The sequence below is a fragment of the Roseovarius sp. ZX-A-9 genome (genome assembly GCF_028369135.1).
In the GTDB taxonomy this organism is placed as follows: Bacteria; Pseudomonadota; Alphaproteobacteria; order Rhodobacterales; family Rhodobacteraceae; genus Roseovarius.
The window spans coordinates 1-18,010 of record NZ_JAPWHW010000029.1; the positions used below are offsets into that span (position 1 = coordinate 1).

At 57.5% G+C, this 18,010-nt stretch carries 14 protein-coding genes; 7 read left to right on the forward strand and 7 right to left on the reverse strand.

Translation table 11 applies throughout. The annotated features are described in order from the left end of the window. Window positions 1–103: 103 nt before the first annotated feature. The 3 genes from O3306_RS20060 to O3306_RS20070 all read right to left on the reverse strand — a co-directional run bounded on the left by O3306_RS20060 (window position 104) and on the right by O3306_RS20070 (window position 3,701). Window positions 104–1,648 (reverse strand): ABC transporter permease, encoded by a 1,545-nt coding sequence (locus O3306_RS20060; protein ID WP_272010642.1) that lies wholly within the window; start codon window positions 1,646–1,648, stop codon window positions 104–106. Then, window positions 1,648–2,679, reverse strand: a complete 1,032-nt coding sequence (locus O3306_RS20065) for a quaternary amine ABC transporter ATP-binding protein (protein ID WP_272010644.1) — start codon at window positions 2,677–2,679, stop codon at window positions 1,648–1,650. Before O3306_RS20065 ends, O3306_RS20060 begins: the two co-directional genes overlap by 1 nt. Before the next feature lie 62 nt (window positions 2,680–2,741). Then, window positions 2,742–3,701 carry an ABC transporter substrate-binding protein gene (locus O3306_RS20070; protein ID WP_272010646.1) on the reverse strand — a complete coding sequence of 320 codons (960 nt, stop codon included), beginning with the start codon at window positions 3,699–3,701 and terminating at the stop codon, window positions 2,742–2,744. 236 nt (window positions 3,702–3,937) lie between these two features. Between O3306_RS20070 and O3306_RS20075 the strand changes: the two genes are divergently transcribed. Continuing rightward, window positions 3,938–4,174, forward strand: coding sequence for a hypothetical protein (locus O3306_RS20075; RefSeq protein ID WP_272010647.1), 237 nt, complete (start codon window positions 3,938–3,940; stop codon window positions 4,172–4,174). A gap of 265 nt (window positions 4,175–4,439) precedes the next feature. Then, window positions 4,440–5,876 (forward strand): aldehyde dehydrogenase, encoded by a 1,437-nt coding sequence (gene aldA / locus O3306_RS20080; protein WP_272010649.1) that lies wholly within the window; start codon window positions 4,440–4,442, stop codon window positions 5,874–5,876. 142 nt (window positions 5,877–6,018) lie between these two features. Here the strand turns inward: aldA and O3306_RS20085 are convergent, their stop codons facing one another. The 3 genes from O3306_RS20085 to O3306_RS20095 are packed head-to-tail and all read right to left on the reverse strand — an operon-like array spanning window position 6,019 to window position 9,851. After that, entirely contained in the window at window positions 6,019–7,008 is a 990-nt protein-coding gene (locus tag O3306_RS20085) for a GlxA family transcriptional regulator (protein ID WP_334312366.1), read from the reverse strand. A gap of 47 nt (window positions 7,009–7,055) precedes the next feature. Next, window positions 7,056–8,279, reverse strand: coding sequence for an NAD(P)/FAD-dependent oxidoreductase (locus O3306_RS20090; RefSeq protein WP_272010652.1), 1,224 nt, complete (start codon window positions 8,277–8,279; stop codon window positions 7,056–7,058). Window positions 8,280–8,282: 3 nt separating this feature from the next. After that, entirely contained in the window at window positions 8,283–9,851 is a 1,569-nt protein-coding gene (locus O3306_RS20095; RefSeq protein ID WP_272010654.1) for a trimethylamine methyltransferase family protein, read from the reverse strand. A 154-nt stretch (window positions 9,852–10,005) separates the two neighbouring features. Between O3306_RS20095 and O3306_RS20100 the strand changes: the two genes are divergently transcribed. The 3 genes from O3306_RS20100 to O3306_RS20110 all read left to right on the forward strand — a co-directional run bounded on the left by O3306_RS20100 (window position 10,006) and on the right by O3306_RS20110 (window position 13,626). Further along, window positions 10,006–10,782, forward strand: a complete 777-nt coding sequence (locus O3306_RS20100; protein WP_272010656.1) for an IclR family transcriptional regulator — start codon at window positions 10,006–10,008, stop codon at window positions 10,780–10,782. A gap of 282 nt (window positions 10,783–11,064) precedes the next feature. Beyond that, window positions 11,065–12,711 carry an IS1634 family transposase gene (locus tag O3306_RS20105; RefSeq protein ID WP_272010658.1) on the forward strand — a complete coding sequence of 549 codons (1,647 nt, stop codon included), beginning with the start codon at window positions 11,065–11,067 and terminating at the stop codon, window positions 12,709–12,711. 231 nt (window positions 12,712–12,942) lie between these two features. After that, on the forward strand, window positions 12,943–13,626 hold the full coding sequence (locus O3306_RS20110) for an IS6 family transposase (protein ID WP_272010660.1): 684 nt from the start codon (window positions 12,943–12,945) through the stop codon (window positions 13,624–13,626). A gap of 66 nt (window positions 13,627–13,692) precedes the next feature. On the opposite strand, the gene O3306_RS20115 is transcribed toward O3306_RS20110, so the two are convergent. After that, complete coding sequence (locus O3306_RS20115; RefSeq protein WP_272010662.1) at window positions 13,693–14,877, reverse strand: replication initiation protein; 1,185 nt, start codon at window positions 14,875–14,877, stop codon at window positions 13,693–13,695. Between the two features lie 525 nt (window positions 14,878–15,402). Between O3306_RS20115 and O3306_RS20120 the strand changes: the two genes are divergently transcribed. Together O3306_RS20120 and O3306_RS20125 are read left to right on the forward strand one after the other, a co-directional pair. After that, entirely contained in the window at window positions 15,403–16,818 is a 1,416-nt protein-coding gene (locus tag O3306_RS20120) for an AAA family ATPase (protein ID WP_272010664.1), read from the forward strand. After that, on the forward strand, window positions 16,811–17,929 hold the full coding sequence (locus O3306_RS20125; RefSeq protein WP_272010666.1) for a ParB/RepB/Spo0J family partition protein: 1,119 nt from the start codon (window positions 16,811–16,813) through the stop codon (window positions 17,927–17,929). Before O3306_RS20120 ends, O3306_RS20125 begins: the two co-directional genes overlap by 8 nt. Window positions 17,930–18,010 lie beyond the last annotated feature (81 nt).

Genomic DNA, 18,010 nt, shown 5'->3' on the forward strand with positions numbered 1-18,010 from the left:
GCCTTCGATCTTTGGCAAATCTACGCGCTTGAAATGACGGCCTGACGGGCTTGGGTCAGGCCGCATTCGGGCGGGTGAAAATAAGTTGGCAATGCCGATCAAACTACTTCCGCTGGTCGCGACGGAATGCGCCTTGAACGATGCGATCCATAACCATTGCAACGAACAATATCGCGATACCGCCCATGATACCGGGACCCTTGGCGGCGTATTGCAGTGCTTCCAAGATGACTTTGCCCAGCCCTCCGCCACCGATCAGGGAAATGATCACCACCATGGAAAGGCACATCAGGATCGTCTGATTGACCCCGGTCATGATCGATGGCAACGCAAGCGGCACTTCGACATCTCGTAGCAGACGCCAACGCGAGGCACCGAATGCCATCGCGGCCTCTTTGATGCTTTCAGGGACCCCGCGCACCCCAAGTGCGGTCAAGCGAATGACGGGGGGCATGCCAAAGATGATGGTTGCAAGGATGCCAGGTGGATTGCCGGTACCAAAAAAGGCCACGATAGGGATCAGATAAACGAAGGCCGGCAGGGTCTGCATCAAATCGAGGATAGGCTCGGCGGCACGATAGGCGCGTTCGGATTTACCGAACCAGATTCCAAGCGGGATGCCCAATAGCACGCATATGAAAACTGCGGCACCGACAAGGGCGACGGTTTCCATCGCCAATTCCCAATAGCCGAAAAACGCGATGTAGGCGATACAAACTGCGGTGAAGATCGCGATGCGAGGTCCGGCACTGCGCCATGCGACGACACAAATGACCAGCATGACCACCGGCCAAGGCGTGCCGATCAACGTGACTGTCAATGCATTCAGGACCGAGCGAACACCGGTCACGATGGAATCAAAGGTGCCGGCCCCCGCCATCGCGGCCGCGTCGATACGAGCTTCTATCCATGTTGCGACGGCACTGAAGTGACTGCGCTGCGCGGGGAATTCCGACAGTAATTTCGGTGGATTTGCGACGGCAAATTTGTAGATGGTCAGCGGCGAGATTGCTGCGAACAACAACACGCCCAGGATCAGATTGCGCGGACGGATGCCGGATTCGGTGTGCTGCGGATCAATGCGCCAACGCGAATATTGTTTCTCGTAGATGATATTTGCACTGCCCCCCTGAACAATGCGCAGGCCGAGAAACAGCATAATGCCAAAGAGCAAAATCGTCGTCGCATCGGCAGAGGCCGCGACTGCGGCCTCTAGACTGCGCTCACCGGCGCGTCCAAGGTTTTCGGCCATCTTTTCGAACCGTGTCGGATCTTGTCCCGCTTGCTTTGCGGCAGTGGCCTGCTCAAGGAAACTTGCCGCGCGGGCGAGTTGACTTTCGGCGCGAGTAGCCAAGTCTGATCCAAGATCGCCCCAAAGTCCGCGCCCTATTTGCACCAAGGCCAGCGTTTCCAGAATGAGAAAGCCCCAAAATGCGCCCCACGCGCCTCGCATGGCCGCCCAGAGCGGCCCCAGAACCGCTGCGGCGCTGTTGAAGGTCAGTGGAAACGGCGCCGAAGATTCATGGATGCGACGAAAAACGGCGGCGTAGTACCGTCCATTGCGACCGGAAAAGCGCGCAACGGATCCGTCCAGTGCGTTGTGATCAACTTCGATCTCGTCGGCTGCGGTGACAATGACTTCAGACATCATTTACTCCCTTGAACGCCGCGCAGCAACGCGTGCTTTGTAACTATCCCGACCTCGACATCATCATCGACGATCACAACAGGCATTTCGCTTGGAAGCGAAAAGTCGATCAACTGATCAAGGGTGGCGTCGGGAGTGGCGCGGGCCGCACCCTCAAGCGAGCCTGAATAAGTTTCAACCGGCGCCATGATTGAGTGCGCCCGCACCAGCCGTAGTTTCGAGATGCCTTGCACAAAGGCGCGCACATAGTCATCTGTCGGATTCAAAACGATCTCTTCGGGGGTTCCGATCTGCACGATTGCACCATCTTTCATGATAGCAATGCGATGACCAATCCGAATCGCCTCGTCCAGATCGTGGGTGATAAAGATCGTGGTCTTTTTCAACTGAGCTGCAAGCTGACTGAACTGGTCTTGCAACTGCATTCGTATCAGGGGATCGAGGGCCGAGAATGGCTCGTCCATCAACAGGATCTCTGGGTCAGAGGCCAGCGCACGCGCGATGCCGACACGTTGCTGCATCCCTCCCGACAACTCACTGGGCAGGCGGTCTTCGTAACCGACCAGATCGACCAATTTCAGCGCGTTGTCGGATATTGCCCAGCGTCTGGACTTGGGGATGCGCCGGATTTCAAGCGGATAGGAAACATTATCACGCACCGAGCGATGGGGCATTAGCGCCATGTGCTGAAACACCATGCCAATCTGTTCTGCGCGCATCTGCTGGAGGTCGCGCGGTGACATCGCCCCAACATCTCGACCTAAGATTTGGATCGTACCTGATGTTGGTTCGATCAAACGGTTCACATGCCGGATCAGTGTGGATTTACCTGAGCCAGACAGGCCCATAATACAAAAAATTTCGCCGTGCGAAACGTCAAGGCAGGCATCTTGAACGCCGACAACACAGTCGAATTTCTTCAGGATTTCAGCTTTGGTCAAACCGTCAGATTTGATCGCCGCCATCGCTTCATCGGCACGTACGCCGAATATCTTCCAGATATTTTCCAGTTTAATGGCAGGTTCGGCCATGCTGCTTCCTATTGTCGGCTATTTTGTGACCGCGATTGGTACGCGGCCACGTTTTCAGCAGTTCAGTTGGTGAACCAACCGATGACCCGGTCTTGGTTTGACGCCACCCACTCCTTGGCAAAGGCACCGACCTCTTTCTTGTCGACCACCACCGCGTAGGTCATCGCGCTGACCTCATCGGCGGAGAACTGGATGTTGCGCAACATGTTCGCCACTTCGGGCTGTTCAGTTTCTAGCGCCTTGCGGTATCCGATATGGACATTGGCGGTGGGCCAGGCCGATGTGACCGACGATTTGGCCAGCCAATCAGGATCGTCGGTGGGCTGCACGACGGTCCATGTAGCGGCGTCATAGGCTGGTTCATTCAGTACCGTCATTTCATGCAATGCGAAAATGTAGTGCGGTTTGTAACAGAACCCGACCCAGGCTTCATGGGCGTTTATGGCGCGGTCTAGATTGGCATAAGCGATGGTTTCGTCATAAACATCTGATGTCATGGTTTGATCATAACCATATGATTTAGCTTTGATCTTTTCGACATTTCCCGACGCGTCACCGGGATTGCCAACCCACATGTTGCCCTTGCCATCACCATCGCTGTCAAAAAGCGCTGCTTTATCTGGATCGCTCAGATCCTCGACGGATGCGACGCCCATTTCGGTTGCCACATAGCTCGGCACACACAGCCCTTGAGATGCGGGCATCCCGGTCTTGTTCAACTCAACGGTACCTTTTTCGGCGACGTAAGTGTCGTAGAGGTTTTGCTGATTGGGCAACCAAACCTCAGCCATGACATCCATTGACCCCTTGTCCATCGCCTCAAAGATCACGGGGTTGGTGCCGTTTTGCAGTTCGACTTCCAGCCCAAGGTTTTCTTCGATTGCAACCTTGATGATATGCGATGTCGCGGCTGCCGATGGCCAGTTTTGCAGGCTGACGACAACATCGGCGGCAAAGACTGGTGACAACGTACCGACCAAGCCAACGGCGGCCGCGACGATTGTCTTGCTGGTTGTTTGCATTTTTTCCTCCATGGAGTGACTGTAGATGATTGTACCGTATTATGGTATTTATATTTTCTATTACGGTACTTTGGGTATGAAAAACCGTTGAGTCAAGAAAGATTATTACCAGCACCCCAAAAGCTGATTTTCAGTGCTAGCCCTCGATTCCGCTCGTAACCTATTGGCTCCAGGGACGTTGTCAGACTAGGCGGCATGCGATTGCCGATACCGCGACTTCGGTCCAATCGGTAGCGGTGCAGACACTGCCGATCAGCTTCAAACTCCATTGTTTTCAATCGGAGACCATTGCTCATGCGGTCTGGTTGCAGCGCTTCGCCAGCATTCATTCCGTGACCCGCTACTGCTTCTTCGTTCCAGCCCGCCGCAGATCAGCCTTGACGATCCTCTATCACAAAATGGCAGCATTCGATGCCGAGAACACGGCAGCGAACGTCCCGGAACCTTCCATCATGCTGAGCGAGGCGGCGTGACAACACCGCCCAGAGTGATCCCAAGAAATTCATTAGGCTTCAAGCCAGGGAGGCGGCGCAGCCATCAATGTGAAATGGCTTTGTCAACCGAGGACAGTTCCCTCGCGTCGGCACGAGATCGCAAGCTTCCGTCTCGCGATGTTGCTCGCGGAGCGTCACGGATCGCCGCAATTAGTTTTGTATAGTGGTATTTATGTATTGTATTACGGCACTATTTGAATAATGTGCCCAAAGGAATAGTCAGACATCAAACCCGGAGGCCGCCATGACCACTGTCCACAAGAACTACATCAACGGAGCGTTTGTTACCCCGAAGTCAGCGGAAACGATCCTCGTTTCAAACCCCGCGACGGGCGCAGTTCTTTCCCAGATTCCAAACACGGCTGTTTCTATGGTTGATGATGCCGTAGCGGCCGCGAAATCTGCCCAACAAGCATGGGAGGCGCGCCCGGCGATTGAACGCGCCGGATATCTACGGCAAATCGCCGCCAAAATTCGTGAGAACGCCCCTAAACTGGCAAACACCATTGTCGAAGAACAGGGTAAGATTCGCGGTCTTGCTGAAGTTGAAGTCGGGTTTACCGCAGACTACCTGGACTACATGGCCGAATGGGCGCGCCGAATTGAAGGCGAAATCATTACTTCGGACCGCCCTGGTGAAAACATTTTCCTATTCCGTCAAGCGATTGGTGTGGTGGGTGGTATTTTGCCATGGAATTTCCCGTTTTTCCTGATCGCACGCAAACTTGGACCGGCATTGATCACCGGCAACACCATCGTATTGAAACCGTCAGAGGAAACGCCCAACAACGCCGCAATGTTTATGGAGCTCTTAGCCCAAACCGATATGCCTGCCGGTGTGGTCAATCTAGTCTATGGCGACGGCGCAACCACTGGCACGGCACTCTGCCAGAATCCCAGCGTGGGCTTGCTCAGCTTTACGGGTTCGGTCGAAACCGGCAGCCGAATCATGGAAATGGCAGCCAGAAACATCACCAAGGTCAATCTGGAGTTGGGCGGTAAGGCCCCAGCCATAGTGCTAGCAGACGCAGACATAGATCTGGCAGTGAAAGCAATAACCGCAAGTAGGGTCATTAATTCAGGGCAAGTTTGCAATTGTGCCGAACGGGTCTACGTCGACGCCCGCGTCGAGGACGAATTCGTAACCAAGTTATCTAAGGCGATGTCAGCCTGCCGCTTTGGAGACCCAAGTAAGGATACAACTATCGATTACGGCCCCCTAATCAACCGCGCGGGCCTCGATAAAGTTGTGTCACTGGTAGATCGTGCCAAAGCCGCTGGAGCAGAGGTGATAACTGGCGGCAAAGCGTCGGACGAAGGCGGTGGGAATTATTATGAGCCGACTGTCCTGCGGGGTGTGGCTCATGACAGCGAGATTATGCAGAATGAGGTGTTCGGCCCGGTCTTGCCCGTGAACACTGTAAGCGACGCAGACGAAGCGATTGCCCGCGCAAATGATAGCGATTTTGGCCTAACATCTTCGATATATACCCGCGACATCGGCGCCGCTATGCGTGCCTGCCGCGAAATTAAGTTCGGTGAAACCTACATCAACCGCGAGAACTTCGAGGCAATGCAAGGCTTCCATGCTGGAGTCCGGAAATCCGGCATTGGCGGCGCGGATGGCAAACATGGCCTCTACGAATACACCCAAACCCATACGGTATACCTTCAAAGCTAGTCTCTTGCTCCTTTTCAGGGCGCACTCAAATTGGGTGCGCCCTCATTTCGGCAATTCTGGTCTTGGGCGTGGCTCTTCGCGACCTGCAGGCAACAAATCATCGCCTACGTTGGCATCCGATTTTCGGCAAGCAGTTTAGAGCTTATCCCATAGATGGGGACTGCCCACGCTGAAGCTGAATGGGTGAGATCCCGAACTCCGAGCGAAAGCACTTTGAAAAATGGCTGGGTGATTGAAACCCGCACGCCATCGCTACACAGATCACATCCATCTGTGTCTGTAAAATCAACAGATAGGCCCGTCGTAGCCGCAACCGCATGTAAAACTGTTTGGGCGAACTGCCAAGCTGACTACGAAACAATCGCTCTAGCTGGCGGACTGAAATGCCTATCCGGCTAGCCAGATCTTGTGGGGATAATGGCGTCTCAAGGTTCTGCTCCATCTCCATCAATGTACGGGCGAGCCTCGGGTTCTTTGCCCGGAACTGCGACGGAACATCAACGCGGATACCCTTTTGCACTTCGCGGATCGCATTATAGCACATGCTTTCCGCAACGTGGCTTGCCGTCGCCTCCCCAAAATCTTGACCTACAAAGTCTAAAAACAGATCAATCGCTGAAATCCCCCCCGAACTCGTACAACGGGTTTGGTTAGATACATAGGCTTCGGGACTCAGCACGGTATGAGGGAAGCATTCTTCAAAGCTGTCTCGGTATTGCCAATGCAGGGTTGCTGGAACCTCGTGCAGCAACCCGATCTTGGCCAGAGCGTAGGCAGCAGTACACAGCCCCGTCACCCGCACGCCGTCACGTGCGTGCCGGCGTAACCATATCTTGAGAGGTTCGATGTCATGCAGGTGAATACGTTCACCACCGACAACCACGACATCGCACGGCCGATCAATCTCGGTCAGCGCCTTAGACACGTCGGTTTTCATACCCAGTGAAGACTGGACAGGCGCACCGTCTTGGCTGCAAAGCTGCCAGCTATAGAAATCGCGTTGCACGCAGAGATTTGCGTTCTGCAATGTTTCCATTGCCGAAATCAGAGACAGCATAGAAAATTCCGGCAAAAGGATAAAATCAAACCGGCGTGAGGCGACGGAGGGGCTAAATCGAGCCTGCATGCACATATCTCTTTTTCGGTTGCTCGCCTTTCTATCCAGCGAATTTATGGCAGTCACTCGGGCATAATGTAGCCCTTCGCGTAGGTTTCTTTTATCTGGTCAAAGCATTTTTCAGGCGGCATGGGGGCTGAAAAACGCGCCGGGTCGATGATGGGTAATTCATAGGGAGGGCGGCCCTCCACCATCCATTCCGCCAAGTACTTCCCTGATCCTCCACCAGTTCCAATTCCTACGGGAAATCCCGCAGCCAGCCACAATCCTGGATGGGTGCGCACAGGGCCGACCATTGGACAACCATCGGGCGGGAAACATAGCGGACCATTGTTGACCTGTTTGATGCCATGTTCACCAAAGGCGGGCATCCTCTCGATTACACGCAGCAAATGTTCCTCAAGCCGGTCCACATCTGGCACCAGTAATTCCTGCCCGAACGCAGGTGGGATGCCATCTGTGGCCCAAAGTTTTGGGTGTGCCTCGTAAACGCCACACAGCAAAGAGTGACGCTCTTGACGTACATTCGATGGAGCGCGAGGATCGCGAACGGTCGGCACCTCGTAATCCAGCGCCTTCAGTTCTGGGATGTCGTCGGTGATCAGTTCGTGATGCTCAAGGGCATAGAGTGGCAGATCAAGCCCAAGTTGCAACGCCAACTCGCGCGTCCAGAAGCTGGTGGCCAGCACCAGATGTTCGCAATGCAGAATTCCGGATTCAGTCTCGACCTCCCAGCCGCCGCCCTGAAGCTGCTCGATCCGATGTGCCGGACACTGGCGGCGTATTTCGGCACCCAGTGAACGCGCCACTTGTGCCAGGGCATGGGTAGCGCCGGATGCATCCACATGACCATCTTGCGGCGTATGTGCCGCGCCAAACACGCCATCAGTATTCACCAGCGGGTTAAGCCGCGCCACCTCTTTTGCATCGACGACGGCATATGGCACCCCCAATGCCTTGTAGAGTGGTTCTAGTTTGCGATAGGCCGCCATCTCGGATTCGGAAGTGGCCAGTCGCAATGATCCGGTCGAATGAAAGCCCACCGACTGCCCGCTTTTCGCCTCAGCCTCAAGATAGATGTCCAAGCTGTCCACATAAAGCCGGGTGATTTCAGCGTAGTGCCCGAAATGCGTGATGTTACCCGCTGCGTGCCATGTCGAACCGGCAGTCAGTTCAAGCTTTTCCACCAGAACCGTCTCGGTCCATCCGAGCTTGGCCAGCGCATAAAGCACGCTACACCCAACAATACCCCCGCCAACAACCACGACCTTACATTTGTCACGCATCGTTCAATTCCCTCCTTTGACCCACCGGCCGTCTAGGCCTTGTGCAGTTTTTGGGTCCAACCGGATTGGAAAAGCTGCGCGGACCGCAGCATCATTCTCCGGCGTAATATGCGTGGGACACGGCGCACTCAGCACCTCTGCTACCCGCTTGCGGGCCCGTTCCGTGATGTCTTGGGCGCCTTGTTCTGTCCAGTTGTCAGGGCTGTTGCGATCCGCCAGTGAAGGATAGACATACTCAGTCTCCATCAACGCCAACGTTTGCGCATTGCCAAGGTAATGACCGACATGACGTGACGCCTCGTCAATCACGTCGATCGACAGCGACGCATCCGTTACCTCAATCCCTTTCATGGATCGGCGGATTGAGTGGATCATTTCGTTATCAATGACCATCGCCTCGAGTGAGCACCCCAACAGACTGGCGAGCATTCCGACGCTTTCGTAGACAAAGCTGGGGCCACTCATCGCCGCCAGTGTTACGGTTAGAGCCTTCTCGAAGCCGGCCTGATTGTCGGGCAACTTACTGTCGGTCATGCCTGCCGGCACACCGGTCGGGAGGCGGTAAAATTGCATCATCTGCGCCTGCCCGGCCCCTAGCAAAGCCTGCTCTCCGCTGCCGCCAGAGAAAGAACCTGTGCGCAAATCGGCCACGAAGGGCCAGCCACTGGTGATCACAGGGTGCCCTTTTTTGACTAGGTTGATCGCCACCAGTGCGCCCAAGCTTTCTGCTACGGTCTGTACCAATGTTCCAGCCAACGCGGCAGGTGCCGTCGCCCCGGCAAGCGGCCCTGTCTGGCTGAGGATTGGCATTCCGGCACGCGCCGCAGCAGTGGCGACATTGCTGCTATCTTCGGCAAACGTAAGCGGTGAAACGACCGTGGTAGCGTGCACCGAAACGAAAGGCCGCTGAGCAAAACCGCCGTCGCGTCCGGTCATCAAATCCAGCATTTTGATGATTTCGGGGACATGGCGATCAAGGGTGATCGAAGTCCCTATATGTTTGGTCGATCCCCGCGCGCAGGCGTAGACCGTGTTCAGATCCAGTTCGCGCCAATCTTCCAAGTTGGTGGCGACCACCGGGCGCGCAAACCACTGGATATTGTCCAATTTGTCCACTAGCCGCGCAATGTCGAACAGGTCTTCCAGCGTCGAAGGACGGTAGGCGCGCGATGCACTGTCCAGCATTTTCACCGCCGCACCGCCCGTGGCGAAGTGCACATGACCGTCACGTACCTCAATGTCATTCGAGGGTGTCTGGCCGTGAAGCACAAAATCACGTGCCGCTCCATCGATGATATCTTCAACCAAAGCACGGGGGAATAAGAGCCGGCCATCTCCATCCAGTTTACATCCCGCACCAAGCGCCAGGTCCCGAACCGTGTCCGTGGCTCCCTTGAAACCTGTCTGTTCTAGCACATCCAGCGCCGCCGAGTGGATGCGCTGAATATCCGCTTCACTAAGCGGTCGGTACATGCCGCCCTTTGTGCCCAGCGGTCCAGGCGCAAAGCTGGGTGCCTGCCGCATGGCGCGAATCCGTTTTCCGCCTTGTCGTCTGGTGCTGTTTCCGCTCACAGTTGTTTCCTTTTACAAAATGCGAATATCATTTTAGAAAACACTACAGTCATTGCACTCAGAAACTCAAGAGGGATTCGTTAGTGTCCGACTTGCTGCGCGGCGCTTAACAAAATAGGTTGAACCAGCATCCGAGGTAATGGACAGGGATCTTATGGGACGCGAACTGCAAAGCTCAATCGTGACGAAATGCGCAACGTTGCTGGACCAGCTTTCAGAGTCACCCGATCCCCTCACCTTCTCTGAAATTGTGGAGGGAAGCGGCTACAATAAAAGCTCGGTTCACAGGATCATCGCTGTGCTGATGGGGGAGGAGCTCGTCAAATTTGATGCGCTGACCAAAACTTACAGCCTTGGATCGCGGCCAATGCGTTGGGCACGCGCCGCCTGGCAGAAAACCGACTTGCAGATGATTACTGACGCCGAGCTGATCCAGTTGCGCAATCAAACCAGCATGAACGTCGCCGTCTCGATTCGCGCCGAGGATTCTGTGATGTTTATCCGGACGATAGATGTCAGGTCCGTTCGATATGCTCCCAAGATCGGCCAACAATCGCCTTTACACGCAACTGCGGCCGGGAAAATATTTTTAGCTTATGATGAAGATCAGGCCAACTGTGGCTTACCCGCCGATTATGACATGGAGAAGCTGACCGAATATACGATCACAAGGAAGACTGCGTTAAAGGCGGAGTTGAAAAGAATCAGAGCCGTTGGCTACGCCCGTTGTGATCGCGAAGAGTTTTTGCAGGTTAGCGGGATCGCGGCACCAGTGTTCGACTATCAATCCGGAATCATTGCAGCGATCAGTCTGTGGGCGCCTTCAAAGCTGGCCAGCCTCAAACAAGTGGAAGCCCACGCAGCAGATCTTTTAGCCCTCGCTTCCAATATTTCCGCGCGCTTTGGCGCGATGGCAGCCGATACGAATTAGTCCGGCTTTGTCATGTGTGGACGGTTCCTGTTTAGCAAGGTTTTTTGACGTCGTGATCATCGCCGGTTGCGGTCATGTGTCCGGCCTTTTTGCGCGGCGCCGATGGCCGCTGGCCCTGATGAACCGAAGTTCGACAGAATCCCCTCGGAACTAGGCTGATCTTCACGGCGTGATCCAGTCTGATCAACAAGTTAGGTGAGCGTGGCCGTGGATGTCCTGTAGTCACACGCTATGGTCACTATCAGCATTGCAGTGTTCAGGCATGCCGCGTAATTTGTAGGTATGTTCGTACGCATCAACGAAAGCGGTGGGCGGCGCTACCTGCAGGTGGTCGAGTCCTATCGCAACGAGGCCGGCAAGCCGCGGCACCGGGTGATCGCCAATCTCGGGCGCATCGATGGCATGGAAGACGGCCATCTCGACGGCCTAATCCGGGGCCTCTGTCGTGCGGCAGGGCGCGATGAGCCGGCAAAGCTCGAGGTCACTTATGCGCCGGCCCGCGCCTTTGGCGACGTCTTCGCGCTGCACGCGCTGTGGACGGAACTTGGCTTTGACCGTGCGCTCGGGCGCGCCCTGCGCTCCGGCAAGCGGAGGCTCGATGTCGAAGCACTCGTGAGGGCGATGGTGTTCAACCGCCTGTGCGACCCCGCCAGCAAACTCGGCTGCCTGCGCTGGCTGGACACCGTCGCGATGCCGGCCATGCCCGAGGGCGTGACGCACCAACATCTGTTGCGGGCCATGGACGCGCTGATGGACCATGCCGACCGGGTCGAGGCCGAACTGGCGAAGCAGGTCAGGCCGCTGGTGGACCGGGACCTCGCGGTGGTGTTCTACGACCTGACCACCGTGCGCATCCATGGCGAGGGCGCCGTCGCGGACGACCTCCGCGCTTTCGGCATGAACAAGGAGCGCGGCGGCATCGCGCGCCAGTTCGTGATGGGCGTCGTGCAGACCGCCGATGGCCTGCCGCTCATGCACACCGTCCATCCCGGCAACGTGGCCGAGACGAAGACGCTGCAGGGCATGCTGACCACCGTGCTGGAGCGTTTCCCGATCCAGCGCGTGATCCTCGTGGCCGATCGCGGCCTGCTGAGCCTCGACAACATCCACGAGGTGACCGCCCTGGCCGACAAGGACGAACGTCGGCTGGAGTTCATCCTGGCCGTGCCGGCGCGCCGCTATGCTGATCTGGTCGACACCTTCCGCACCCTCAGTTTCGACGACGCGGAGCTGGCCGAGGCGACCTTCGCCGACCACCGTCTGATCGTCGCCAATGACCCCCTGCGCGCAGCCGAGCAGGGCGACCGGCGCCGCGCCCGCATTGCCGAGCTTGAAGCCATGGCCGAAAAGATGGTGGCGAAGCTGGACGCGCAGGATGCGGGGCGGACGGCCAAGGGGCGGCGCGCCTCCGACCGCGGCGCCTACAGCCGGTTCACTCGCGCCGTGGCCGAGGCCGAGCTGACGCGCTTCATCAAGGCTGATCTCGCCGCCGACCGGTTCAGCTGGCGCGTCGACGAAGCCGCTGTCGCCAATGCGGAGCTGTTCGACGGCAAGCTCGCGTTGATCACCAACGCGCCAGACCTTGCCGCCGCGGATGCCGTGGCCCGCTACAAGGCGCTGGCCGACATCGAGCGCGGCTTCCGCGTCCTGAAATCCGACATCGAGATCGCGCCCGTCCACCATCGCCTTCCCGACCGCATCCGCGCCCACGCGCTGATCTGCTTTCTGGCGCTGGTGCTGTATCGCGTCATGCGCATGCGCCTGAAGGCCAAGGGCCACAGCGCGAGCCCGCGCACTGCGCTCGATCTGCTGGCCCGCATCCAACGGCACACCGCCAAGATCGGCGAGCGCTCGGTCGAGGGCCTTTCAACCAAAACCCCTGAACAGCTGGAGCTTTTCGACACACTGAACCTGCCAAAACCCGCCTGACAGCCCGCGTGTAGTCACAAAATGGCGCAACCCGCCATAATACTTTCAATCGCTTAGCGGATTTGCTGTCGAACTTGGGGATGAAGTCCGCTTGCCAGGTCCCTATCAAGTTGCCGGACTAAGTCTGTCCTGACAATGCCACGGGGGGCTTTGTCGCAAATATTGCGACCTTGCGATACCATCGTACCGAACCTATGTCGCAGCCCCGACGCAGCGAGTGAGCAGGTAGCGATGATCAATTTCAAGGGCGCTCAGTTTCCCAAAGACGTGATCCTGTTTGCGGTTTGGTTCTACGTGCGGTTCCCGGTATCTTATCGTGATCTTGAGGAAATCATGGAGGAGCGCGGCGTCAATGTCGATCACGCTACGCTGAACCGGTGGGTTGAAAGATACGCGCCTCTGATCGCGCAAGAAGCACAGAAACGGAAGACTCGGACTGGGCGTTCCTGGCGGATGGACGAGACGTATTTCAAGGTGAAGGGCCGCTGGTGCTACCTGTATCGGGCGATCGACAAGCACGGCAAAACACTGGATTTCATGTTGTCGGAGGCCCGTGATGAGGCTGCCGCCACCACATTCTTCGCCCGAACGATCGGCAACAATGGCTGGCCGGATCGTGTCGTGATCGACAAGAGCGGCGCCAACGCCGCGGGGCTTGAGAATATGAACCTGCTGCTTCTCCTGAGCGGGTGGTGTTGGCTGATCGAGGTTCTGCAGGTCAAATATCTGAACAACATCATCGAGCAGGATCATCGTTTCATCAAGCGGATCACGCAGCAGATGAAGGGTTTCAAATCCTTCGCCGCAGCGCAAGCCACGTTGGCGGGTATCGAGACCGCCCACATGATCCGCAAAGGGCAACTGAACGGCCAAGGCGGCACCGCTTTTGAGCAGTTCAAAGCGCTCGCGGGATAAGTGTGTCCAGGCCCAAGGTCCGCTCAAGCCAAATGGAAACTTTGCGACGGAACCGGGCAATTGTCCCTAGTCCGCGTCGCTGCCTTCCAAAATACCGGGGCTGACCTCTTCCCAGAAGGCCGCAATGTCATCGGCGTTCAGCGCGGACATCCAGCCGAACCGCTCGAAATCTGCGCGCTTGGCCGGGTCCGCGATCTGGTTCAGGAACAATCGTTTGTCCGCATCTCGTTGGGTTGGCGTGCGGGCGGCAATCGCCTCTCGCAACCGTTGCAGCCGCCGCGCACGCGGGCTTTGCGGCTCTGGGGTGGTGGCCTGCCCTGCCCCGCCGAAATCACCTGCGAGCGCAGCACTCAGATAGCCCACCATGCTTTCGACATTCTTGCGGGTGCCGACATATTCCAGCTTGGCCGCCACCTGTTCTTCGCCGTGGGTCGACAGCCATTGTCGCGCCAGTCGGTCACTTACCCCCATTTCGCGCAGCCTGGCATAGATCGGCCCGTGCCGCACCCCTGCCCCGTCATCCAGGTCAAGAATTGCCAGTTGCGGGTTTTCGCTGATCCTGAACCGGATTTCCGTCACCACCCTGCCGCGTTTTCGGGTCTCGGGCACGATCACGATGTTGCTGGTCTTGTTGACCTCGGCCACCGCCGGTTTGATCACCTTGGCGTTCAGGTGCTTGTAGCTTTCGTAATAGGCCGACCCATCCAGCCCCATCAACCTACGGAACAGGTCAAGCGACCACCAGCCGGACGATCCCGTCCTCACGAACCGGTAACAGTTCTCATAGAGCGCCAGCGCGTGCCCGCTGGTAAACCGCCTCTGGATATTCAGGTTAATCAACGCAAAGACCTTGGGATCGTGCAGCTTCTCTGCCAGCGCGGATGAATAGGCGTATTCGCACACCCCGCCCTTCAGTTTGGCATAGCTCAACAGGCTCGACACGCCCCATTCCTGTTTGCCATCCGCGTCCAGCATGTCCCACTCGGCCACGGTTTCGGCAAGCCCGCGCAGCGATTGCTTGAGCGTCTGGAAGTCGTTGGAATTGTACCCGATCATCATGCACAAGGTCCGCGCGTCGATCTGGTGATGAGCCTGGCTGGTCAGCGTGTCATAGGCATTGAGCAGCAACACATTGGACAGTTTACGCTGCAATAGAGTCAGTTTTCCCGATACATGGATCGCCGCCACATGTTTCTTCACCGCTGCCCGGCGCAGTGATCCGCTCAATTTCTCGCGTGGAATATCATCCATCGCCCTGCCCTCTCTTTTTCGCGACAGTATGCCCGTTCAGGCACCCGCAGGCAATCATTCATCGGGTGCTTGAAATACCTCTGACAGGTTCCCGTAAACGGGTTCCTTCCAGGCCGAACTTAGGATTTACCCATAATAAGGGGACCCGTTTGCAGGATTTCTTGACGGACCGTTCGGCCCCGATTCTGTGCCACAGCCCTGAAACAGGGTCTAACCGCGCATTGGTGCCCGTAATCCTGCGAATCGGCCCCCCTGCCCCCGTATCCGGGTTCCACCGATCCTGCATATGGGGCCCTTTCACCCTGTTAACAGGTCCCTGAAGCAGCGTAAGGCATTGAAATTAAGATTACTTCTAGCCGCAAAGATTCTAAATATCTTAAAGATTCTACAACTTTGCAGTTGCTTTTCTTCAAAAGATTCGAGGATTAAGGGCCTAATTTCTGCTTCCTGATTCACTTGCGGGCTTTCATGTGCGATAGATAGCAAAAAGTCTCGCAAACTAGCGCACATCTCAAAGGATACAGGATGACCGCAGGCAAAGATCCCATCCCTCCCTATTTCAACATCGATCCGGCTGCCGCAGCCGCGAAGTTGTCCGAGCCTATCTCGACCGCCCGATTCGCAAAAGCGGCCGCTTTTGCAGCCCGTGGGCGTGAAGATCTGGCCAAACGCGGCTACGCTCCCGATGGCAAAAAGCGCCTGCGCCGTTTTTCCACGTGGGAAATCTGCAAATATCTGATCCCCGTCGCGCCTGCGCATTTTCGACGGGTGCTGAAAAAGCATCCCGATCTGCCGCAGGGCTTGGGCGAGGGCAATTCGAAATGGTTCACGCTGGAGGAAGTGCTGCGCCTGCGTCGCCACTTTGCCGCAGAGGGGGCCGCTGACCGAGAGTATATGCCCTGGCGCCCCGAAGGGCTGCCGGCCAAGATCGTCGCCGTGTCGAACTTCAAGGGCGGAACGTCCAAGACCACGACTACCGCGCATCTGGCCATGTCCGCCGCTTTGGATGGCTACAAGGTGCTGGTGATCGATCTGGACAGCCAAGGCTCGCTGACCTCGATCATGGGCGGTGACGTGCCTGATGAATGGTCCACCGCCTTTCCGCTCTTGGCAAAGGATTACGCCCAGACCGTACAGGCCGAAAACACCGTGCGCGCCGCTGCTGGTCAGGCCCCCCTGCCCTTTGACGAGACGCTGACAGAGGCGCTGAAGGTTTCGGCGCGCGACATCATCCAGCCAACGCATTGGCCCAACATTGACCTGCTCGGCGCTCAGTTGAACCTCTATTGGGCCGAGTTCCAGATTCCCGTCTGGCGGATGGGCCTGCGCAGCTGGTCGCTTTGGGATGCGCTGAACAATGCGCTGACCGAAGAACGCATCGTTGACGACTACGACATCATCTTTCTCGACACTCCCCCGGCGCTTGGCTACCTGACGATCAACGCTTTGGCAGCGGCTGATATCCTCTTGGTTCCACTGGGTGCGTCGTTTCTGGAATTCGATTCTACCGGACGGTTCTTCGACATGCTCTATTCGACCTTTGCCAGTGTTGAAGATGGTGAAAACGCCGTGCGCCGCCGAGACGGCCTGCCAGAGGTCAAGTTCGAATGGGACGCGGTGCGCGCGCTGATCACCCGGTTTGACGCCGGGCAGCAGACCGATCTGGCCAACGTCATTCAGGCCTATTTCGGCGACTTCATGACCACCTATCGCCAGGAGCTGACAGCGATGGTCGGGCAGGCCGGCGAGAGTGTGAACGGCATCTACGAAGCCGATTACCGGGATTTCAACCGCGAGACCTATGTTCGGGGCCGCGAGACCTTCGACAGGACGTGGGCCGAGGTCAAAGAGCTGATCCTGGGCACCTGGTACCGGGATCAACAAGCGGCGAAAGCCGAGCAGAGCAGTAGTGCCCCACAAGAGGAGCAGGCAAATGGCTAAACGCAGAAAACTAGAGACCCCCAGCGCTGATGACCTTTTGCGCATCGAGGAGGAGTTTCGCCGCGAAACCTCCTCGCGCCCCGGGCTGACCCCGGGGGCGACGGTTGCGCCGATCGCGCAGGTGGCGGGTGAGGCCGCCGCGCAGGCAGAGGTCTCCAGCCCCGAAATCCGGGCAGGCCACGCCCATAACGCGGCCGAGGCAAAGCGGCTGCAAGAGGCGCGTTCGGATGGCCGGTTGATGTCTGATCTCCCGCTGTCCGAAATTGACCCGCACGCGATGATCCGAGACCGGATTGATCTGTTCGAAGACGAAATGTCAGAGCTGCGTCAATCCATCGCCGCCAGCGGGCTGCGCTTGCCGATTGAGGTGTTTGAATTCGCCACTCCGCGCGCTGACGGTGTTCGCTATGGGCTTGTGTCAGGCTATCGCCGCTACATGGCGGTTCTGGCGCTGCGCGATCTGACGGAAGCTGCGAAATACGCGAGCATCCGCGCAATCGTCCGCCCGCGGACCGAGGCCGATCAGGCCTTCGTCTCGATGGTCGAGGAAAACGAGGTCCGCTCCGAATTGAGTCACTTCGAGCGCGGCCGCATCGCGGTGATTGCTGCGCAACAGGGGGCCTTTGTCAACGTCGAGGATGCCGTGAACCGGCTATATGCCACCGCGTCCAAGGCCAAACGATCCAAGGTCCGGTCCTTTGCCATGATCTTCGAAGAGCTGGGCGATATGCTGACCTTTCCCGAGGCGTTGACCGAAAAGCGCGGGCTGAGCCTGGCGCAGGGTCTGCGCGCCGGGGCAGAGGGGCGTCTGCGCGCAGCTTTGGAGCAGCACCCGCCTGCTGATGCCGAGGCCGAATGGGCGCAGATTGACGCAGTGCTGAGCACGTTGGGCGCACCCGCACGGGACAAGCGCCGCGGCGGACGTCCAAGGGCCAGCGCGCCGGTATCAGGTTGGCAAGGGGCCGAGACGCTGCATACTTCTGCGGGCATCACCATCCGTCGTATGCAGGACGACAAGGGCATTCTGCTGCGGTTCGAGGGCAGGGGGCTGGACAGCGAACTGATGGATTCGCTGATGCAGGAAATCCGCGCGCTTCTGGAAAAACCCTGAGAGGTTTCGCCGCGAAACCTCTTGGGCGGCGCTCTGCCGTGCCCGCAGGCGCGCGCTTGGAGACGGCGAAGCGCGCGCCCA

Coding starts and splice junctions, on each gene's coding strand:
- O3306_RS20060 (WP_272010642.1), bottom strand. CDS start 1,648: ATGTCTGAAGTCATTGTCACCGCAGCCGACGAGATCGAAGTTGATCAC.
- O3306_RS20065 (WP_272010644.1), bottom strand. CDS start 2,679: ATGGCCGAACCTGCCATTAAACTGGAAAATATCTGGAAGATATTCGGC.
- O3306_RS20070 (WP_272010646.1), bottom strand. CDS start 3,701: ATGCAAACAACCAGCAAGACAATCGTCGCGGCCGCCGTTGGCTTGGTC.
- aldA (WP_272010649.1), top strand. CDS start 4,440: ATGACCACTGTCCACAAGAACTACATCAACGGAGCGTTTGTTACCCCG.
- O3306_RS20085 (WP_334312366.1), bottom strand. CDS start 7,008: ATGTGCATGCAGGCTCGATTTAGCCCCTCCGTCGCCTCACGCCGGTTT.
- O3306_RS20090 (WP_272010652.1), bottom strand. CDS start 8,279: ATGCGTGACAAATGTAAGGTCGTGGTTGTTGGCGGGGGTATTGTTGGG.
- O3306_RS20100 (WP_272010656.1), top strand. CDS start 10,006: ATGGGACGCGAACTGCAAAGCTCAATCGTGACGAAATGCGCAACGTTG.
- O3306_RS20105 (WP_272010658.1), top strand. CDS start 11,065: ATGTTCGTACGCATCAACGAAAGCGGTGGGCGGCGCTACCTGCAGGTG.
- O3306_RS20110 (WP_272010660.1), top strand. CDS start 12,943: ATGATCAATTTCAAGGGCGCTCAGTTTCCCAAAGACGTGATCCTGTTT.
- O3306_RS20115 (WP_272010662.1), bottom strand. CDS start 14,877: ATGGATGATATTCCACGCGAGAAATTGAGCGGATCACTGCGCCGGGCA.
- O3306_RS20120 (WP_272010664.1), top strand. CDS start 15,403: ATGACCGCAGGCAAAGATCCCATCCCTCCCTATTTCAACATCGATCCG.
- O3306_RS20125 (WP_272010666.1), top strand. CDS start 16,811: ATGGCTAAACGCAGAAAACTAGAGACCCCCAGCGCTGATGACCTTTTG.